At 71.8% G+C, this 16032-nt stretch carries 14 protein-coding genes; 11 read left to right on the top strand and 3 right to left on the bottom strand.

From position 1 onward, the window contains the following. Positions 1-92 precede the first annotated feature (92 nt). The 9 genes from rimP (at position 93) to ASG95_RS13780 (ending at position 10879) form a co-directional block, all read left to right on the top strand. Positions 93-698, top strand: a complete 606-nt coding sequence (gene rimP, locus ASG95_RS13820; protein ID WP_056922614.1) for a ribosome maturation factor RimP — start codon at positions 93-95, stop codon at positions 696-698. 1 nt (position 699) lies between these two features. Beyond that, positions 700-1809, top strand: a complete 1110-nt coding sequence (nusA, locus tag ASG95_RS13815) for a transcription termination factor NusA (RefSeq protein WP_056922615.1) — start codon at positions 700-702, stop codon at positions 1807-1809. Between the two features lie 11 nt (positions 1810-1820). After that, on the top strand, positions 1821-2162 hold the full coding sequence (locus ASG95_RS22110) for a YlxR family protein (protein ID WP_369820384.1): 342 nt from the start codon (positions 1821-1823) through the stop codon (positions 2160-2162). A 188-nt stretch (positions 2163-2350) separates the two neighbouring features. Then, entirely contained in the window at positions 2351-5284 is a 2934-nt protein-coding gene (gene infB / locus ASG95_RS13805) for a translation initiation factor IF-2 (protein ID WP_057377845.1), read from the top strand. A gap of 97 nt (positions 5285-5381) precedes the next feature. Continuing rightward, positions 5382-5894 carry a 30S ribosome-binding factor RbfA gene (rbfA, locus tag ASG95_RS13800; protein WP_057377844.1) on the top strand — a complete coding sequence of 171 codons (513 nt, stop codon included), beginning with the start codon at positions 5382-5384 and terminating at the stop codon, positions 5892-5894. Next, positions 5881-6795: a tRNA pseudouridine(55) synthase TruB gene (truB, locus tag ASG95_RS13795; protein ID WP_057377843.1), complete on the top strand. Its 915-nt coding sequence runs from the start codon at positions 5881-5883 to the stop codon at positions 6793-6795. The genes rbfA and truB overlap by 14 nt, the downstream gene beginning before the upstream one ends. A 10-nt stretch (positions 6796-6805) precedes the next feature. Continuing rightward, complete coding sequence (locus ASG95_RS13790) at positions 6806-7765, top strand: bifunctional riboflavin kinase/FAD synthetase (RefSeq protein WP_057378924.1); 960 nt, start codon at positions 6806-6808, stop codon at positions 7763-7765. Beyond that, positions 7729-8907 carry a rod shape-determining protein RodA gene (gene rodA / locus ASG95_RS13785; RefSeq protein ID WP_369820383.1) on the top strand — a complete coding sequence of 393 codons (1179 nt, stop codon included), beginning with the start codon at positions 7729-7731 and terminating at the stop codon, positions 8905-8907. Before ASG95_RS13790 ends, rodA begins: the two co-directional genes overlap by 37 nt. 121 nt (positions 8908-9028) lie before the next feature. After that, complete coding sequence (locus ASG95_RS13780) at positions 9029-10879, top strand: long-chain fatty acid--CoA ligase (RefSeq protein ID WP_057377841.1); 1851 nt, start codon at positions 9029-9031, stop codon at positions 10877-10879. Between the two features lie 3 nt (positions 10880-10882). Here the strand turns inward: ASG95_RS13780 and ASG95_RS13775 are convergent, their stop codons facing one another. Together ASG95_RS13775 and ASG95_RS21405 are read right to left on the bottom strand one after the other, a co-directional pair. Next, a complete protein-coding gene (locus ASG95_RS13775) occupies positions 10883-11494 on the bottom strand; it encodes a protein-L-isoaspartate O-methyltransferase (protein ID WP_235543878.1) in 612 nt (203 codons plus the stop codon). 28 nt (positions 11495-11522) lie between these two features. After that, positions 11523-11696, bottom strand: a complete 174-nt coding sequence (locus ASG95_RS21405) for a hypothetical protein (RefSeq protein ID WP_157582087.1) — start codon at positions 11694-11696, stop codon at positions 11523-11525. 152 nt (positions 11697-11848) lie between these two features. Between ASG95_RS21405 and ASG95_RS13770 the strand changes: the two genes are divergently transcribed. Then, positions 11849-12991, top strand: a complete 1143-nt coding sequence (locus ASG95_RS13770; protein ID WP_057377840.1) for an esterase family protein — start codon at positions 11849-11851, stop codon at positions 12989-12991. Positions 12992-13002: 11 nt separating this feature from the next. On the opposite strand, the gene ASG95_RS13765 is transcribed toward ASG95_RS13770, so the two are convergent. After that, positions 13003-13860 (bottom strand): SGNH/GDSL hydrolase family protein, encoded by an 858-nt coding sequence (locus tag ASG95_RS13765; RefSeq protein ID WP_162259408.1) that lies wholly within the window; start codon positions 13858-13860, stop codon positions 13003-13005. A gap of 135 nt (positions 13861-13995) precedes the next feature. Between ASG95_RS13765 and ASG95_RS13760 the strand changes: the two genes are divergently transcribed. Beyond that, entirely contained in the window at positions 13996-16011 is a 2016-nt protein-coding gene (locus ASG95_RS13760; protein ID WP_057377838.1) for a TIGR03960 family B12-binding radical SAM protein, read from the top strand. Positions 16012-16032: the final 21 nt, after the last annotated feature.

The following is a 16032-nucleotide window of genomic DNA, read 5'->3' as shown; positions in this document are numbered from 1 at the left end:
ATGGCATGCCGACCGGTGCGGGCATGCGGCCCACTCGGGGCGCCGATAGAGTGGCGGTGCACCACCACCAGAACTTCAGAGAGGACGAGTCAGTGAGCGTCAAGGAACAGATTCGTCCCGCCGTCGAGGCGCCGCTGAGCGACCTCGGGCTGCTGGTCGAGGACGTCGCCGTGACCCCTGCCGGCAAGCGCCGCCTCGTCCGCATCTGGATCGACCGGGTCCTCCAGGACACCGGTGACACGACCTCCGTCACGCCACCGCTGACGCTCGACGAGGTGGCCGACGCCACCCGAGCCGTGAGTGACGCGCTCGACGAGACGGGCGCGATGGGCGAGCAGCCCTACACGCTCGAGGTCGGGTCACCCGGCATCGACCGGCCACTGACCGAGCCGCGGCACTTCCGGCGCAACGTCTCGCGGCTGGTCACGCTCACCCTCGTCGAGGGCGAACCGGTCACGGCCCGCATCACCGCCGCGGGTGACACCGGGGTCACCCTCGAGGTGCCGGCCACGAAGAAGGAGCCGGCCCGGTCGGTCCACGTCGCGTATGCCGAGGTGTCCCGAGCGGTGGTGCAGGTCGAGTTCTCGCGGCCTTCCGACCGCGCGGACGAGCACCCCGACCACCAGACCGACGACCACGACGAGAACGACGACCACGACGACGCCGCCGACGGCGTCGACCCCGCTGAGGAGCACTGACATGGACATCGACCTGGGCGCACTGAGGGCCCTCGAGAGGGAGCGCGACATCTCCCTCGACATCCTCATCCCCGCCATCGAGCAGGCCCTCCTCGTCGCCTACCACCGCACCGACGGCGCCTACCGCAACGCCCGCGTCGAGCTCGACCGCAAGTCGGGGCACGTCGTGGTGTGGGCCAAGGAGGAGCTCGAGCAGCCCGAGCCGGAGCCGGCCGACCCCGAGGACGGCGACTCCGACACCCCGCCGGCGCCGGCGGAGCGCGCACCGCGTGAGTACGGCCCGGAGTTCGACGACACCCCGACCGGCTTCGGCCGCATCGCCGCCGCCACGGCGCGACAGGTCATCGTGCAGCGGCTGCGTGACCTCGAGGACGACGCGATCATGGGTGACTTCAAGGGTCGCGAGGGTGACGTCGTGGCCGGCGTCATCCAGCAGAGCCCGGACCCGCGGGTCGTGACCGTCGATTTCGGCACCGTCGAGGGCATCCTGCCGCTGGCCGAGCAGGTGCCGGGGGAGCGCTACGTCCACGGGGAGCGGCTGCGCTGCTTCGTCGTCTCCGTGCGTCGCGGCCCCAAGGGCCCGCAGATCGGGCTGTCCCGCACCCACCCCAACCTCGTGCGCAAGCTGTTCGCCCTCGAGGTGCCCGAGATCGCCGACGGCTCGGTCGAGATCGCGGCGCTGGCCCGCGAGGCCGGCCACCGCACGAAGATCGCGGTCCACTCCAAGGTCGCCGGCCTCAACGCCAAGGGCGCCTGCATCGGGCCGATGGGTGCCCGCGTGCGCGCCGTCATGACCGAGCTGCACGGCGAGAAGATCGACATCGTCGACTACTCCGAGGACCCGCGCACGTTCGTCGCGGCCGCGCTGTCGCCCTCACGGGTCCAGTCAGTGACGATCGTCGACCAGACGCTACGGTCGGCCCGCGTGGTCGTGCCGGACTACCAGCTCTCGCTGGCCATCGGCAAGGAGGGCCAGAACGCCCGCCTGGCGGCCAAGCTCACCGGCTGGCGGATCGACATCCGACCCGACACCGCGCCCGTCGACAGCCCCCGCGAGGCGCGTGCCGAGGCCCCCGCCAGCGGTGCTGGTGACGCAGCCGAGCGGCAGTAGGGGCTAGACTGGTGGTGACCGACCGGACTGGACTCCGGCCAGCGGCATCGAGCACGACCATCCACACCTCGCACGGGCAACCGACCCGGACGTGTGTGGGGTGCCGCAGGACGGATAGCCGGTCGGCACTCCTGCGAGTGGTCGCGGAGACGGATGAGGCCGGAGTGATCCGACTGAGCCCCGACCCGCGGCGTTGCCTGCCGGGGCGCGGCGCTTGGCTGCACCCCACGGGCGACTGCCTCGAGCAGGCCCTGCGCCGCCGGGCGTTCGGTCGTGCGCTGCGTGTCGGCGCCGCCCCGGATCCGGCAGCCGTCACGGCATACGTCGAGGGCCTGGACCAGACCACGAGCTAAGCACAGCCCCTCCACCAGAGGGGACCGTCCGCTTCCATGGGCGCCGTCCAGGGAAGCAGCTATGTCCATCGAACCGAGATTGGGTTTGACGCTGATGAGCATCCGATGAGAACTCAGCAATGAGCTCCAACCAGCTTTAACGACGGTCCGCGCCTGTCACCTGACTGCGGACCAGGAACAGGAGAAACGTGGCCAAGGTCCGTGTAAGCGCGCTCGCCAAAGAGCTCGGCACCGACAGCAAGACGCTGATCGCCCACCTCAACAGCATTGGTGAGTACGTCAAGACCGCCAGCTCGACCATCGAGGCACCCGTCGTCCGCAAGGCGACGGAGACCTTCCCGGAGGACCTCAAGAAGGCCCCCGCCAAGAAGGCAGCTGCCAAGCCTGCCGGTCCGTCCGCCCCGGCGGCCCCGACCGCAGCCAAGACCGCCGAGCCGACCGCACCTGCGGCGGCCCCGGCTGCTGCCCCCGAGGCGCCTGCTGCTCCCGCAGCAGAGCCCACCCCTGCGCCGGCTCCCGCAGCCGCCGCTCCGGCTGCGCCCGCCGCAGCCGCTCCCGCCGCTCCGGCACCTGCTGCTCCGGCTGCTCCCGAGGCCCCTGCGGCCCGGGCCGACGTCCAGTCAGCGCGTGACGGTGGTCAGCAGGGTCCCGGCGTGCCGGCCTCCCCGCGGCCCGGCAACGCGCCCCGTCCCGGTGGCCCGGCCCCCCGTCCCGGCGCCCCGCGTCCGGGCAACAACCCGTTCGCGCCCAGCCAGGGCATGCGCACCGGTCGTGACGGCGGCCCGGCCGCCCGTGAGGGTGCCCCCCGCGAGGGTGCTCCCCGTGAGGGTGGCGGCCGCGAGGGTGGCGCCCGTCCGGGCAACAACCCGTTCGCGCCCAGCCAGGGCATGCCCCGCCCCCAGAGCCGTCCCGGCGCAGCCGGTCCGCGCCCGGGTGGCACGGCCGGCCCCGGTGGACCGCGCCCCGGCGCGGCCCGTCCCAGCCCCGGCATGATGCCCGACCGCAGTGCGGTCGGTCGTCCCGGTGAGCGTCCCGCCCGTGGTGGCGGCCGTGGGCCCGGTGGCCCCGGCGGTGCCGGTGGCGGTCGTGGCCCCGGTGGTCCCGGTGGCCCCGGCGCTGGCGGCGGCGGCGGCTTCGCCGGTCGCCCCGGTGGCGGTGGCTTCCGTGGTGGCGCCGGTCGCGGCTCGACCGCGGGTGCCTTCGGCCGCGGTGGTGGCCGTCCCGTGCGCGGACGCAAGTCCAAGCGCGCGAAGCGCCAGGAGTTCGAGCAGATGCAGGCCCCGTCGCTGGGTGGCGTCACCGTCCCCCGCGGCAACGGCACGACCCTCATCCGGGTCCGCCGGGGCTCTTCGCTGAGCGACTTCGCGGACAAGATCAACGCCAACCCCGGTGCCCTCGTGACGGTGCTCTTCCACCTCGGCGAGATGGCCACGGCCACCCAGTCGCTGGACGAGGACACCTTCAAGCTGCTCGGCGCCGAGCTGGGCTACGACATCCAGGTCGTCTCCCCCGAGGAGGAGGAGAAGGAGCTGTTCGACGCCTTCAACATCGATCTGGAGACGGGTATCGAGGGCGAGGACGACGAGGACCTGGAGGCGCGTCCGCCGGTCGTGACCGTCATGGGTCACGTCGACCACGGTAAGACGCGACTGCTCGACGCGATCCGCAACGAGGACGTCGCCGGTGGCGAGTCCGGTGGCATCACCCAGCACATCGGTGCCTACCAGGTGCACAAGCTGCACGAGGGCGTCGACCGTCCGATCACCTTCATCGACACCCCGGGTCACGAGGCGTTCACCGCCATGCGTGCCCGTGGTGCCAAGGTGACCGACATCGCGATCCTCGTGGTCGCGGCCGACGACGGCGTCATGCCGCAGACCATCGAGGCGCTCAACCACGCCCAGGCTGCGGACGTGCCGATCGTGGTTGCGGTCAACAAGATCGACGTCGAGGGTGCGAACCCGGCCAAGGTGCGCCAGCAGCTGACCGAGTACAACCTGGTCGCCGAGGAGTACGGCGGCGAGACGATGTTCGTCGACGTGTCGGCCAAGGCCGGCCAGAACATCGACGCGCTGCTCGAGGCCGTCCTGCTCACCGCCGACGCCGCGCTCGACCTGCGCGCCAACGCCGACCGCGACGCCCGCGGTGTCGCGATCGAGGCCAACCTCGACCGTGGCCGTGGCGCCACGGCCACGGTGCTGGTCCAGGCCGGCACGCTGCACGTCGGTGACGCCATCGTCACGGGTTCGGCCTACGGCCGCGTCCGCGCGATGCTCGACGAGCACGGCAACAACCTCACCGAGGCGGGTCCGTCCCGTCCGGTGCAGGTGCTGGGCCTGTCCTCGGTGCCGCGCGCCGGTGACACCTTCGTGGTGGCTCCGGACGACCGCACGGCCCGCCAGATCGCCGAGCGCCGCGAGTCCGCGGACCGGCAGGCGTCGCTGGCCAAGGCCCGCAAGCGCATCTCGCTCGAGGACCTCACCGAGGCCCTCGCAGCAGGCAAGGTCGAGACCCTCAACCTCATCCTCAAGGGTGACGTGTCCGGTTCCGTCGAAGCCCTCGAGGACGCGCTGCTGCAGATCGACGTCGGCGACGAGGTCGACCTGCGGATCATCGACCGTGGTGTCGGTGCGATCACGATGAACAACATCAACCTGGCCATGGCGTCCAGCGCGGTGATCATCGGGTTCAACGTCCGCGCGGAGGGCCAGAACGCCGACTACGCCGAGCGCGAGGGCGTCGAGATCCGCTACTACTCGGTGATCTACCAGGCCATCGAGGAGATCGAGGCGGCCCTCAAGGGCATGCTCAAGCCGGAGTTCGAGGAGATCGAGCTCGGCACCGCCGAGATCCGCGAGATCTTCCGCTCCAGCAAGTTCGGCAACATCGCCGGATCGATCGTCCGCAGCGGCGAGATCAAGCGCGGCACCCGGGCGCGGATCACCCGCAACGGTGTGGTCGTGGCGGAGAACATCGAGATCGCCGGTCTGCGCCGGTTCAAGGACGACGTCACCGAGGTCCGCGAGGGCTTCGAGTGCGGCATCAACCTGGGGTCGTTCAACGACCTCCAGATCGGTGACCTCATCGCGACGTCCGAGATGCGCGAGAAGCCGCGCGACTGACGGTATGCCGTGTGGGCCGGGGGCGGCGGTACGTCACCCCCGGCCCACAGGCTTCGCCTGAGTCACACCCTCACCACGAGCAGCAAGGAGTCCTCGCATGGCTGACGCCGGACGGGCCCGCAAGATCGCCGACCGCATCAAGACCCTGATCGCCGCGAACGTCGAGTCGATCGTCAAGGACCCCGACCTGGGCTTCGTCACCATCACCGACGTGCGCGTCACCGGTGACCTGCAGCACGCCTCGGTCTTCTACACCGTGTTCGGTGACGAGACCCAGCGCGCCAAGACCGCGGCCCTCCTGGAGAAGAACAAGGGTCGGCTGCGCTCGTTCGTGGGCGGGCAGATCCAGATCCGGCTGACGCCGAGCCTCGACTTCTTCGCCGACGCCATCCCCGAGACGGCCGCCCACCTCGAGGACCTGCTCCGCGAGGCCAAGGAGCGCGACGAGGCCGTCGCGGCCGCGGCCGCGGGAGCGACCTACGCCGGCGAGGCGGACCCCTACCGCAAGCCCGAGCCCGAGGACGACCTCGACGGGGTGGACGACGCCGGAGACGCGGACGACACCGGCACCGACGGCTCGCAGGACTCCGGCGCGGATGCCCGCGCCTGACGGCCTGCTCGTCGTCGACAAGCCGTCCGGCTGGACCAGCCACGACGTGGTCGGTCGGGCCCGGCGGCTCTGCGCGACCCGCAAGGTCGGCCACGCCGGCACGCTCGACCCGATGGCGACCGGGGTCCTCGTGCTGGGCATCGGCCGGGCCACCCGCCTGCTGACCTTCCTGGTCGGCTGCGACAAGGACTACACCGCCACCATCCGGCTCGGGCAGACCACCATCACCGACGACGCCGAGGGCGAGGTCACCGCGACGGTGGCCGCCGACGGCATCACCCCCGACCAGCTCGACGCCGCCGTGCGCGAGCTCACCGGTGACATCCAGCAGGTCCCGAGCTCGGTGTCGGCGATCAAGGTCAAGGGGGAGCGCTCCTACCACCGCGTCCGTGCGGGCGAGGACGTCGACCTCCCCCCGCGACCAGTCACGGTCAGCCGGTTCGAGGTCCGGTCGACCCGCGCGGGCGACGTGGACGGCATACCCGTGCTCGACGTGGACGTCGAGGTGACGGTGAGCTCCGGCACCTACGTGCGGGCGCTGGCCCGCGACCTCGGTGCCGCGCTCGGGGTGGGCGGTCACCTCACCGCCCTGCGACGCACGCGGGTCGGGGCGTTCACCCTCGACCAGGCCCACGCGCTGGAGGCCCTCGGCGCCGTGGCCGACCCGGATCTGATCCCGGTCACCCCCCTGGCCGACGCGGCCCGAGCCCAGTTCGCCGACCGCGAGCTCACCGCCGAGGAGGCCACCGCCGTGGGCTACGGCCAGCGGGTGGACTCGGCGCAGCCGGGCCGCACCGATCCGGTTGCCGCGTTCGCCCCGGACGGGCGGCTGGTCGCGATGCTCGATGAGTCGGGTCACAAAGCCAGGGCGCACGTCGTGTTCGCCCCGGCCGGTTCGTAGAGTGTCCCCCGTGCACCGCTGGACCGACCCCGCCGCGACCCCTGCTGGTCTGCGCCCGTGTGTGGCCACCTTCGGCAACTTCGACGGCGTCCACCTCGGCCACCGGGCCGTGCTCGCGCGGCTCGTCGCCGAGGCGACCGAGCGCGGCCTGCCGAGCGTGGCCGTCACCTTCGACCCCCACCCGGCCGCGATCTTCCACCCCGACACCCTCGAGCTGATCTCACCCGGGCGGCTGCGCGACGAGCTGCTGGGCACGACCGGCATCGACGGGCTGCTCGTGCTCGACTTCACCGAGGAGTTCGCCCAGCAGACCGCCGAGGAGTTCATCGTCCACACCTTCGTCGAGACCCTCGGCGTGCGGGCGATCGTGGTCGGCGAGGACGCCCGGGGGTTCGGCCGCGGCTACACCGGCGACGTCGGCACGCTCTCCGCCCTCGGCGCGGCCCACGGTTTCGACGTCATCGTGCTGGAGGACCTCGGGAACGGCGAGCGGTGGTCGTCCTCCGCCGTCCGCCGCCACCTCGCCGCCGGCGAGATCGCGGAGGCGTCGGCCATCCTCGGGCGGCCGCACCGCATGACCGGCACCGTCGTCCACGGCGCCCACCGCGGGCGCGAGCTGGGCTACCCGACCGCGAACCTGTCGCCCGACTCGCTGGGGCTGGTCCCCGCCGACGGGGTGTATGCCGGGTGGCTCACCCGCGTGGCCAAGGCCGGGGACGACCCCGAGCGGACCCTGCCGGCAGCGATCTCGGTCGGCACCAACCCGACCTTCGACGGCACCCTGCGGACCGTCGAGGCGTACGTCCTCGACCGCACCGACCTCGACCTCTACGACGAGGAGGTCACCGTCGAGTTCGTCCACCGGATCCGCCCGACGCTGCGCTTCGACACGATCGAGGAGCTGCTCGAGGCGATGGCCGGGGACATCGAGACGTGCCGACAGGTCCTGGCCTCGATCGTCCCGTCCTGACCCGGTCCCGCCACGGCGGGATGTGGGCCAGGGCGAGCGGTGGCGCTGCGCTGTGGGCGCGCAGCGACTGGGGCCTGGTCGTGGCCGCGCTGGGCCTGTCCCTGATCGGTGCCCTCCTGGTCTACTCGGCGACCCGCCACCAGAGCGGCACCGCCTACCTCGCCCGGCACCTGTTCAACACCTCCGTCGGAGTGGCCCTCGCCGCGGCGGTGACCCGCACCGGTTACCAGTGGCTGCGCGCCGCAGCGCCGTGGCTCTACCTCGTCTCCGTGGCGGGCCTGGTGCTCGTGCTCACACCGGTCGGCTCGACGATCAACGGCTCCCACTCGTGGATCCTGCTTCCCGGCGGCTTCTCCGTGCAGCCGTCGGAGCTCGCCAAGGCGGCGCTCTGCCTCGGCCTGGCGATCATCCTGGGCGAGCGGATCGACCGGCAGGCCCAGCCGGACGCGCGTGATCTGCTGCTGGCGGTCGTGGTGGCGGCCGTGCCGATCGGGCTGGTCATGCTCCAGCCCGACCTGGGCTCGGCCGTGGTCCTCGGAGCCCTCGCGTTCGGCGTGGTGGCCGTGGCCGGCACCCCCAAGCGCTGGCTGGCGGCGGCGGCGGCGCTCGTGGCCGCGGGGGTGGTCGTCGCCCTCACCACGCCGGTGCTGAGCGACTACCAGCGTGACCGCCTCACGGCGTTCGCCAACCCCCAGGCCGACCCGCAGGGGATCGGCTACCAGACCCGCCAGGTGCGGATCGCGATCGGCTCGGGCGGGTGGCAGGGGCAGGGGCTGTTCGAGGGCCGGCAGACCCAGGGCGGCTTCATCCCGTTCCAGCAGACCGACTTCGTCTTCTCGGTGGCGGGGGAGGAGCTGGGCTTCCTCGGGGCCGCCGGCCTCCTGCTCCTGCTCGGCTTCGTGGTGCTCCGCGCGGTGCTCGTGGCGGCGCGGGCGCAGGACGCCTTCGGGCGGCTGATGGCGTCCGGGGTGGCGGTCTGGTTCCTGTTCCAGGTCTTCGAGAACGTCGGCATGAACCTCGGGATCATGCCGGTCACGGGCCTGCCGCTGCCGTTCCTGTCCTACGGAGGGTCCTCGATGTTCGCCTGCTGGCTGGCCATCGGGCTGGTCAACAACGTCCACCTGACTCCGCGACGGCGCTGACCCCTCGGGGCCGGTGCAGGGACGTCCAACCTTTTGGCCACAATCGTGCTCGTTCACCCCCACTGGGTGCCGGTGCATGGCACTATCCCCGGCAACCCCTGCACCGAGCCGAGGACGGTCAATGTCGACTCACACCCCCCTGTTCACCGCCCAGGACGAGCGCGTCAACGACGCGGTCCTGGAGCAGCGCCCCGAGACGGTCGCGCACCTGTTCCGCGACCGCGTCGCGAAGTCGCCTAACGCCGAGGCGTTCCGCTTCGCCGAGGACGACTCGTGGTCGTCGGTCACGTGGACCCAGGTCCGGGAGCGTGCCTACCGCCTGGCCGCCGGACTGGTCGCCCTCGGGGTGCACCCGGAGGACCGCGTGGCGATCGCGTCCTCGACGCGGTACGAGTGGGCCCTGACCGACCTGGCGGTGATGTGTGCCGGTGGCGCGACCACGACGATCTACCCGACGACGATCGCCCCCGACGTCGCCTACATCCTCGCCAACTCCGGCAGTGTGGTCGTCTTCGCCGAGGACGACGACCAGATCGCCAAGCTCTGGGAGCGCCGGATCGACCTGCCCGAGATCACCCGGGTGGTGACCTTCGACGGCACCGCTGACGGCGAGTGGGTGATCAGCCTCGACGAGCTCGAGCAGATGGGCGTCGAGCTGCTCGCCACGAACTCCTCCGCGGTCGACGACCGGATCGACGCGCTGACCAAGGACCAGCTCGCGACCATCATCTACACGTCGGGCACCACCGGTCGTCCCAAGGGTGTCCGGCTCACCCACGACGCGTGGACCTACGAGGCGGCCGCGGTCGACTCGATCGGGATCCTCAACTCGAACGACCTGCAGTACCTCTGGCTGCCGCTGGCGCACGTCTTCGGCAAGGTGCTGCTGACCCTGCCCCTGCAGGTCGGCTTCCCGACCGCCATCGACGGTCGCGTCGACAAGATCGTCGACAACCTGGCCGTCGTGCAGCCGACCTTCATGGGCGCCGCCCCGCGCATCTTCGAGAAGGCCTACGGCCGGATCACGATGATGATGAAGGCCGAAGGTGGTCTGAAGGAGAAGCTCTTCCTGTGGTCGGTGTCCGTCGGCCGCGAGGTCGCCGGCATGCGGGCCCGGGGCGAGGAGCCGACCGGCCTGCTCGCCAAGAAGCTCGCGCTCGCCGACAAGCTGGTGCTGCACAAGGTCCGCCAGCGGTTCGGTGGCCGGATCCGCTTCTTCATCTCCGGGTCCGCGGCCCTCAACAAGGACATCGCCAACTGGTTCGACTCGATCGGCCTGACGATCCTCGAGGGCTACGGCCTGACGGAGACCAGTGCGGCGTCCTTCGTGAACCGCCCGGCCGGCAACGCGATCGGCACCGTGGGCTGGGCCCTGCCAGGCACCGAGGTGAAGATCGCCGAGGACGGCGAGGTGCTGCTGCGCGGCCCCGGGATCATGGAGGGCTACCACGACAAGCCGGAGGACACCGCCGAGACCAAGGACGCCGACGGCTGGCTGCACACCGGTGACATCGGCACGCTCGACGACCACGGCTACCTGCGGATCACCGACCGCAAGAAGGACTTCTTCAAGACGTCGGGCGGCAAGTACGTCGCCCCGTCCCTGATCGAGTCGACCTTCAAGGGGCTGTGCCCCTACGTCAGCCAGTTCATGGTCTACGGCGCGGACCACAACTTCGTCACGGCGCTGGTCACGCTCGACCCCGACGCGATCAAGGAGTGGGCCGACCTGCACGGGGTCACCGGTGACTACCGGGCCATCGTCACCTCGAAGGAGGCGCACGACATGGTGCAGGTCTACATCGACAACCTCAACGTGAACCTCAACCGGTGGGAGCAGATCAAGAAGTTCACGATCCTCGACCACGACCTCACGATCGAGGACGGCGACCTGACCCCGAGCCTCAAGCTGCGGCGCAAGGCGGTCAGCGAGAAGTACCAGGAGACGCTCGACGCCCACTACGCGGGCTAGGCGCTAGCCAGCAGGACCCGGGGCGGCACGCCCCGCCGGCGGGTCGGCGACGAGGGGCACGAAGCGGTACCACCCGTGCTCCTCGACCGTCGGCCCGCCGTCGTCTGCCCGCACGCGGAGCATCCGGCCCGCCACCGGGAGCACGAGCACCCCTCCCGCGGAGAGCTGGTCGACCAGCTCGGCCGGCAGCGCCGGCGCCTGCGCGGAGACGAGGATGCGCTGGTAGGGACCACCGCAGGGCCAGCCCAGGGTGCCCGGGACGGCACGCTCGACGTGCGCCCACGGCATACCGGCGGCGACCAGGTTCGCCGCTCCGAAGGCGACCAGGTCGGGCACCCGCTCGACGCCGGTGACGCTGCCGTCGGGGCCGGTCAGGTGCGCGAGGAGCGCGGTGGTCCAGGCCGAGCCGGAGCCCACGTCGAGGACGCGGTCGCCGGGCTGGACGTCGAGCAGCTCGAGCATCTGGCGCACCGTCGTCGGCTGGCTGTTCGTCTGCCCGTGACCGATCGACAGCGGCGCGTCACGGTCGGTGTGGGCGCGCTGGGCGGGCGGCAGGAAGCCGGTGCGGGGCACCGCCTCCATGGCCGCGGCGACGCGTTCGGCCGGGCTCGGCACGGCTCCAGTATGCGACCGCCCGGGCTGGTCAGCGTGGGGACCCGGACGAGCCGACCGGGGTGGCGACCTGAGCCGTGTGGTGGCTCGCGCTGGGGTGGCTCGTCGGAGCCGGGTCGGGCCCGCCCCCGATCCAGTGCGCGGACACCGCCAGGGTCAGCAGCAGGCCGAAGACGGCGATGATCCGGACCGAGGACGCGCGCATGGCGGCGAGGCTAGGACGCGATGCTGGGAGCCACCTGAGTCCCCTCGGGCAGCTCCCAGCCAACCCCCAGCGGAGTCGCAGGCACCGCACATCCGCGGCGCGCACGCTGGCTGCGGTGCTCCGCGGTCGGGGCAGGTCGGAGGTTGCGTGTCATGCCCCTGCTGGGTTGGCCCCTGCTGGTCACGCTGGGGGTCGCGACGGTGGGGTGCACGAGCCTGACCCTGCTGCTCTGGTCCCGCGTGCACGGGCCACGGACGGCGCAGGTCGGGCAGCGGATCGGGCTGGTCGTGGCCGGCCAGCTGGCTGCCGTGCTGTTCGTCGCGGCGGCCCTCAACGACTACGGCTACTTCTACGGGTCGTGGTCCGAGCTCCTCGGCACGTCGGTCTCCGGCAGCGCGGTCGTCCACGCCGCGGCCACCCACGTCGCGGGGCACCACACTGGACCTCCTCGCGCTGCCAGCTTCGACCCCTCGCTCGCCGGCATCGACTCGTGGTCGACGCCCGCGCAGTGGTCCACTCGTGGCCGGGTCGAGGCCCTGACCCTGGTGGGCGCCCACAGCGGCCTGTCCGAGGCGGCGGCCGTCTACCTGCCACCCCAGTACTTCCAGAAGGCCTACTCGCGGAAGCGCTTCCCCGGGGTCGAGGTGATGACCGGCTACCCGGGCGCGACGCGCGAGCTGGTCTCACGGATGCAGTACCCCCAGGTCCTCCAGTCGCAGCTCGACGCGCACCTGGCGAAACCGATGGTCCTCGTGATGCTGCGACCGACCGCTGCGCCGCCGCGTGACACCGAGTGCACCGACGTCCCGGCCGGGCCCCAGGTCCTGACCTTCCTCGGTGAGGACGTCCCGCGGGCGATCTCGCAGGACCTGCGGGTGTCGCCGGTGGGGTGGGGCGCGATGGGTGACTCGACCGGTGGCTACTGCGCCGCCAAGCTGGTCCTCACGCACTCCTCGGTCTTCACCTCCGGTGCGTCGCTCTCCGGGTACTACCACACGCTCGAGGACGACACGACCGGCGACCTCTGGGGCGGCTCGGCCGTGCTGCGCGACCTGAACGACCCGGAGTGGCTGCTCCGGCACCAGCCGGCCCCGCCGGTCTCGCTCTTCGCTTCGATCGGGACGGGCGAGGTCAGCGGCACGGGGCTGCGGGACACCCGGAGGTTCGTGGCCCTGGTGCACGCACCGATGTCCGTGACGACCGAGGTGGTCCCCGACGGCGGCCACAACTTCAGGGCGTGGTCGGCGGTGCTGCCGCGCGCCCTGGACTTCCTGTCCGCCCACCTCAGCCGCTGACCTCCCGGCCGTCAGCGCGGGGTGGCCGCCAGCAGCGCGCGGGCGATCAGGGCGTGACCAGCGGCGTCGGGGTGGTCACCGTCGGAGGACAGCAGCGGCGTGGGGTTGCGGTTGCCGTCCGCACTGAGGAACGGCGCGTAGAGGTCGACGCAGGTGTCGCCGAAGCTCCGAGTCGTCGCGCAGATCGCCCGGTTGGCAGCCACGGTCACGCTGTCGCTCCAGTCGGCGAAGCCCGCCCCGCGCTGCCGGTCGGCGACGTCGCCGTCCTCGAAGACGTTCCAGTAGGTCGTCACCTCGACCCGCTGGCCCGGGCCGCCGAGGGCCTTGACCCTGGCGAGATCGGTCGCGAGCCCGCGAGCCATGGCGGCCACGGCGGGCGCCAGGCAGGCCGGCCCGCAGCCGCCCTGCTCCCAGCGGTCCTGGAGCGGTCCGAGGTCGTTGGCCCCGATGGTCACGACGACCAGGTCGGCGGCGGCCACCGACCGGGCTGGTCCGGCCTGGGTCAGCTGGGTGGCGAGCGAGTCAGTGGTCAGGCCGGGGACGCCCAGGTTGGTGGCCGTCGCGGGCCGACCATCCCGGGCGCCGAGCAGCTCGGCGAACCGCGCCACGAAGGGCGCGCAGTCGCAGTTGGTCCCGGCGGTCACCGAGTCGCCGACTCCCACGACGGACCGTGGGCTCGGGGCGGACGAGGTCGCCGTCCGGGTGGGCGTGGCGGCGCTCTCGGCCCGTGCGGAGTGGTCCGGCCCCGGTGCCGACCCGCTGGGCGCCCGCCACCCCACCACGCCGACCACCGCCACGAGGGCGACGGCCGCGGCTGCGAGGGCAGCTCCGCTGGCCAGGACCGTGCGTGGCAACCGGTGACGAGACACCCGCACGATGCTAGGAACCGATGCTGGGAGAAGGGTGAGAGGGAGGCGGCCCGGGCGGGTGGGAGCCCTGCGCCCCGGCGGTGGTGACCGCTGGCATTCGGTGCCCAGCGGCACCCCCGTTACCCTTGTCCCACCATGGACTCCACCCCCGGCACCTCCGTCTTCCCGCTGCTCGAGCCGTTGCTCGAGCAGGTCAGCAAGCCCATCCAGTACGTCGGGGGCGAGCTGAACTCCACGGTGAAGGACTGGAACTGTGGCGGCCACGGCCCGCAGGGGCAGGAGCTCACCACCCGCTGGGCGCTGATGTACCCCGACGCCTACGAGGTCGGCGTGCCCAACCAGGGCGTGATGATCCTCTACGAAGTGCTCAACGAGCGCCCCGACGCCCTCGCCGAGCGGACCTATGCGGTCTGGCCCGACCTCGAGGCGCTGATGCGCGAGTCCGGCGTCCCTCAGTTCACCGTCGACGCGCACCGCTCGATCCGTGACTTCGACGTGCTCGGCCTGTCGTTCTCGACCGAGCTGGGCTACACCAACATGCTCACCGCCCTCGACCTCGCCGGCATCCCGCTGCACGCGGTCGACCGCTCGGACGACGACCCGATCGTCGTCGCCGGCGGCCACGCCGCGTTCAACCCCGAGCCGGTCGCCGACTTCGTCGACGCCGCGATCGTGGGCGACGGTGAGGAGGCCGTGCTGGCCGTCACCGACCAGATCGGCGCCTGGAAGGCCGAGGGTATGCCGGGTGGCCGGCGCGAGCTGCTCCTGCGCCTCGCGCGCACCGGCGGGGTCTACGTGCCGTCCCTCTACGACGTGTCCTACCTGCCCGACGGGCGGATCCAGCGGATCGCGCCGAAGCCGGATGCGCATGGCGTGCCGTGGCGGGTGTCGAAGCACACCGTGATGGACCTCGACGCGTGGCCGTACCCGAAGCAGCCGCTGGTGCCGCTGGCCGAGTCGGTGCACGAGCGGATGTCGGTCGAGATCTTCCGCGGCTGCACCCGTGGCTGCCGGTTCTGCCAGGCCGGCATGATCACCCGCCCCGTGCGCGAGCGGTCCATCACCGGGATCGGTGAGATGGTCGAGCGTGGTCTGGCCGCAACGGGTTTCGAGGAGGTCGGGCTGCTGTCGCTGTCCTCGGCCGACCACTCCGAGATCGCCGACATCGCCAAGGGGCTGGCCGACCGCTACGAGGGCACCCAGACCGGGCTGTCGCTGCCGTCCACTCGCGTCGACGCGTTCAACATCGACCTGGCCAACGAGCTGACCCGCAACGGGCGCCGCTCCGGGCTCACCTTCGCCCCGGAGGGCGGGAGCGAGCGGATCCGCAAGGTCATCAACAAGATGGTGTCGGAGGACGACCTCATCAAGACCGTCTCCGCCGCCTACGGCGCCGGCTGGCGCCAGGTCAAGCTCTACTTCATGTGCGGACTCCCGACCGAGACCGACGAGGACGTGCTCCAGATCGCCGAGCTCGCCAAGAAGGTCATCGAGACCGGTCGCCAGGTCTCGGGCCGCCGCGACATCCGGTGCACCGTGTCGATCGGCGGTTTCGTCCCCAAGCCGCACACGCCCTTCCAGTGGTGCGCGCAGCTCGGTGACGAGGAGACCGACGCGCGGCTCGCCAAGCTGCGCGAGGCGATCCGGTCCGACCGTCGCTACGGCAGCTCGATCGGCTTCCGCTACCACGACGGCAAGCCCGGCATCGTCGAAGGACTGCTGTCGCGCGGCGACCGCAGGGTCGGCCGGGTCATCGAGCAGGTCTGGCGTGACGGCGGCCGGTTCGACGGCTGGAGCGAGCACTTCTCCTACGACCGCTGGATGACGGCGGCCGAGACCGCGCTGGCCGACCTGCCGGTCGACGTCGCCTGGTACACCACGCGTGAGCGCGGTGAGACCGAGGTGCTGCCCTGGGACCACATCGACTCCGGCCTCGACAAGGAGTGGCTGTGGGCCGACTGGCAGGACGCCCTCGACGAGACCGAGGTCGACGACTGCCGCTGGACGCCCTGCTTCGACTGTGGTGTCTGCCCCCAGATGGGCACCGACATCGAGATCGGGCCGACCGGCAAGACCCTGCTGCCGCTCACCGTCGTCGGTGCCGGTCGCGAGGGCATGCTCGCGTCCACGGTGGCTTCCCACACCCACTGAGCGACCCACCGCGAGAGCTCG

The sequence above is a fragment of the Phycicoccus sp. Soil803 genome, assembly GCF_001429685.1.
GTDB lineage: Bacteria > Actinomycetota > Actinomycetes > Actinomycetales > Dermatophilaceae > Pedococcus.
This window is presented reverse-complemented; position numbering and strand designations above follow the sequence as displayed.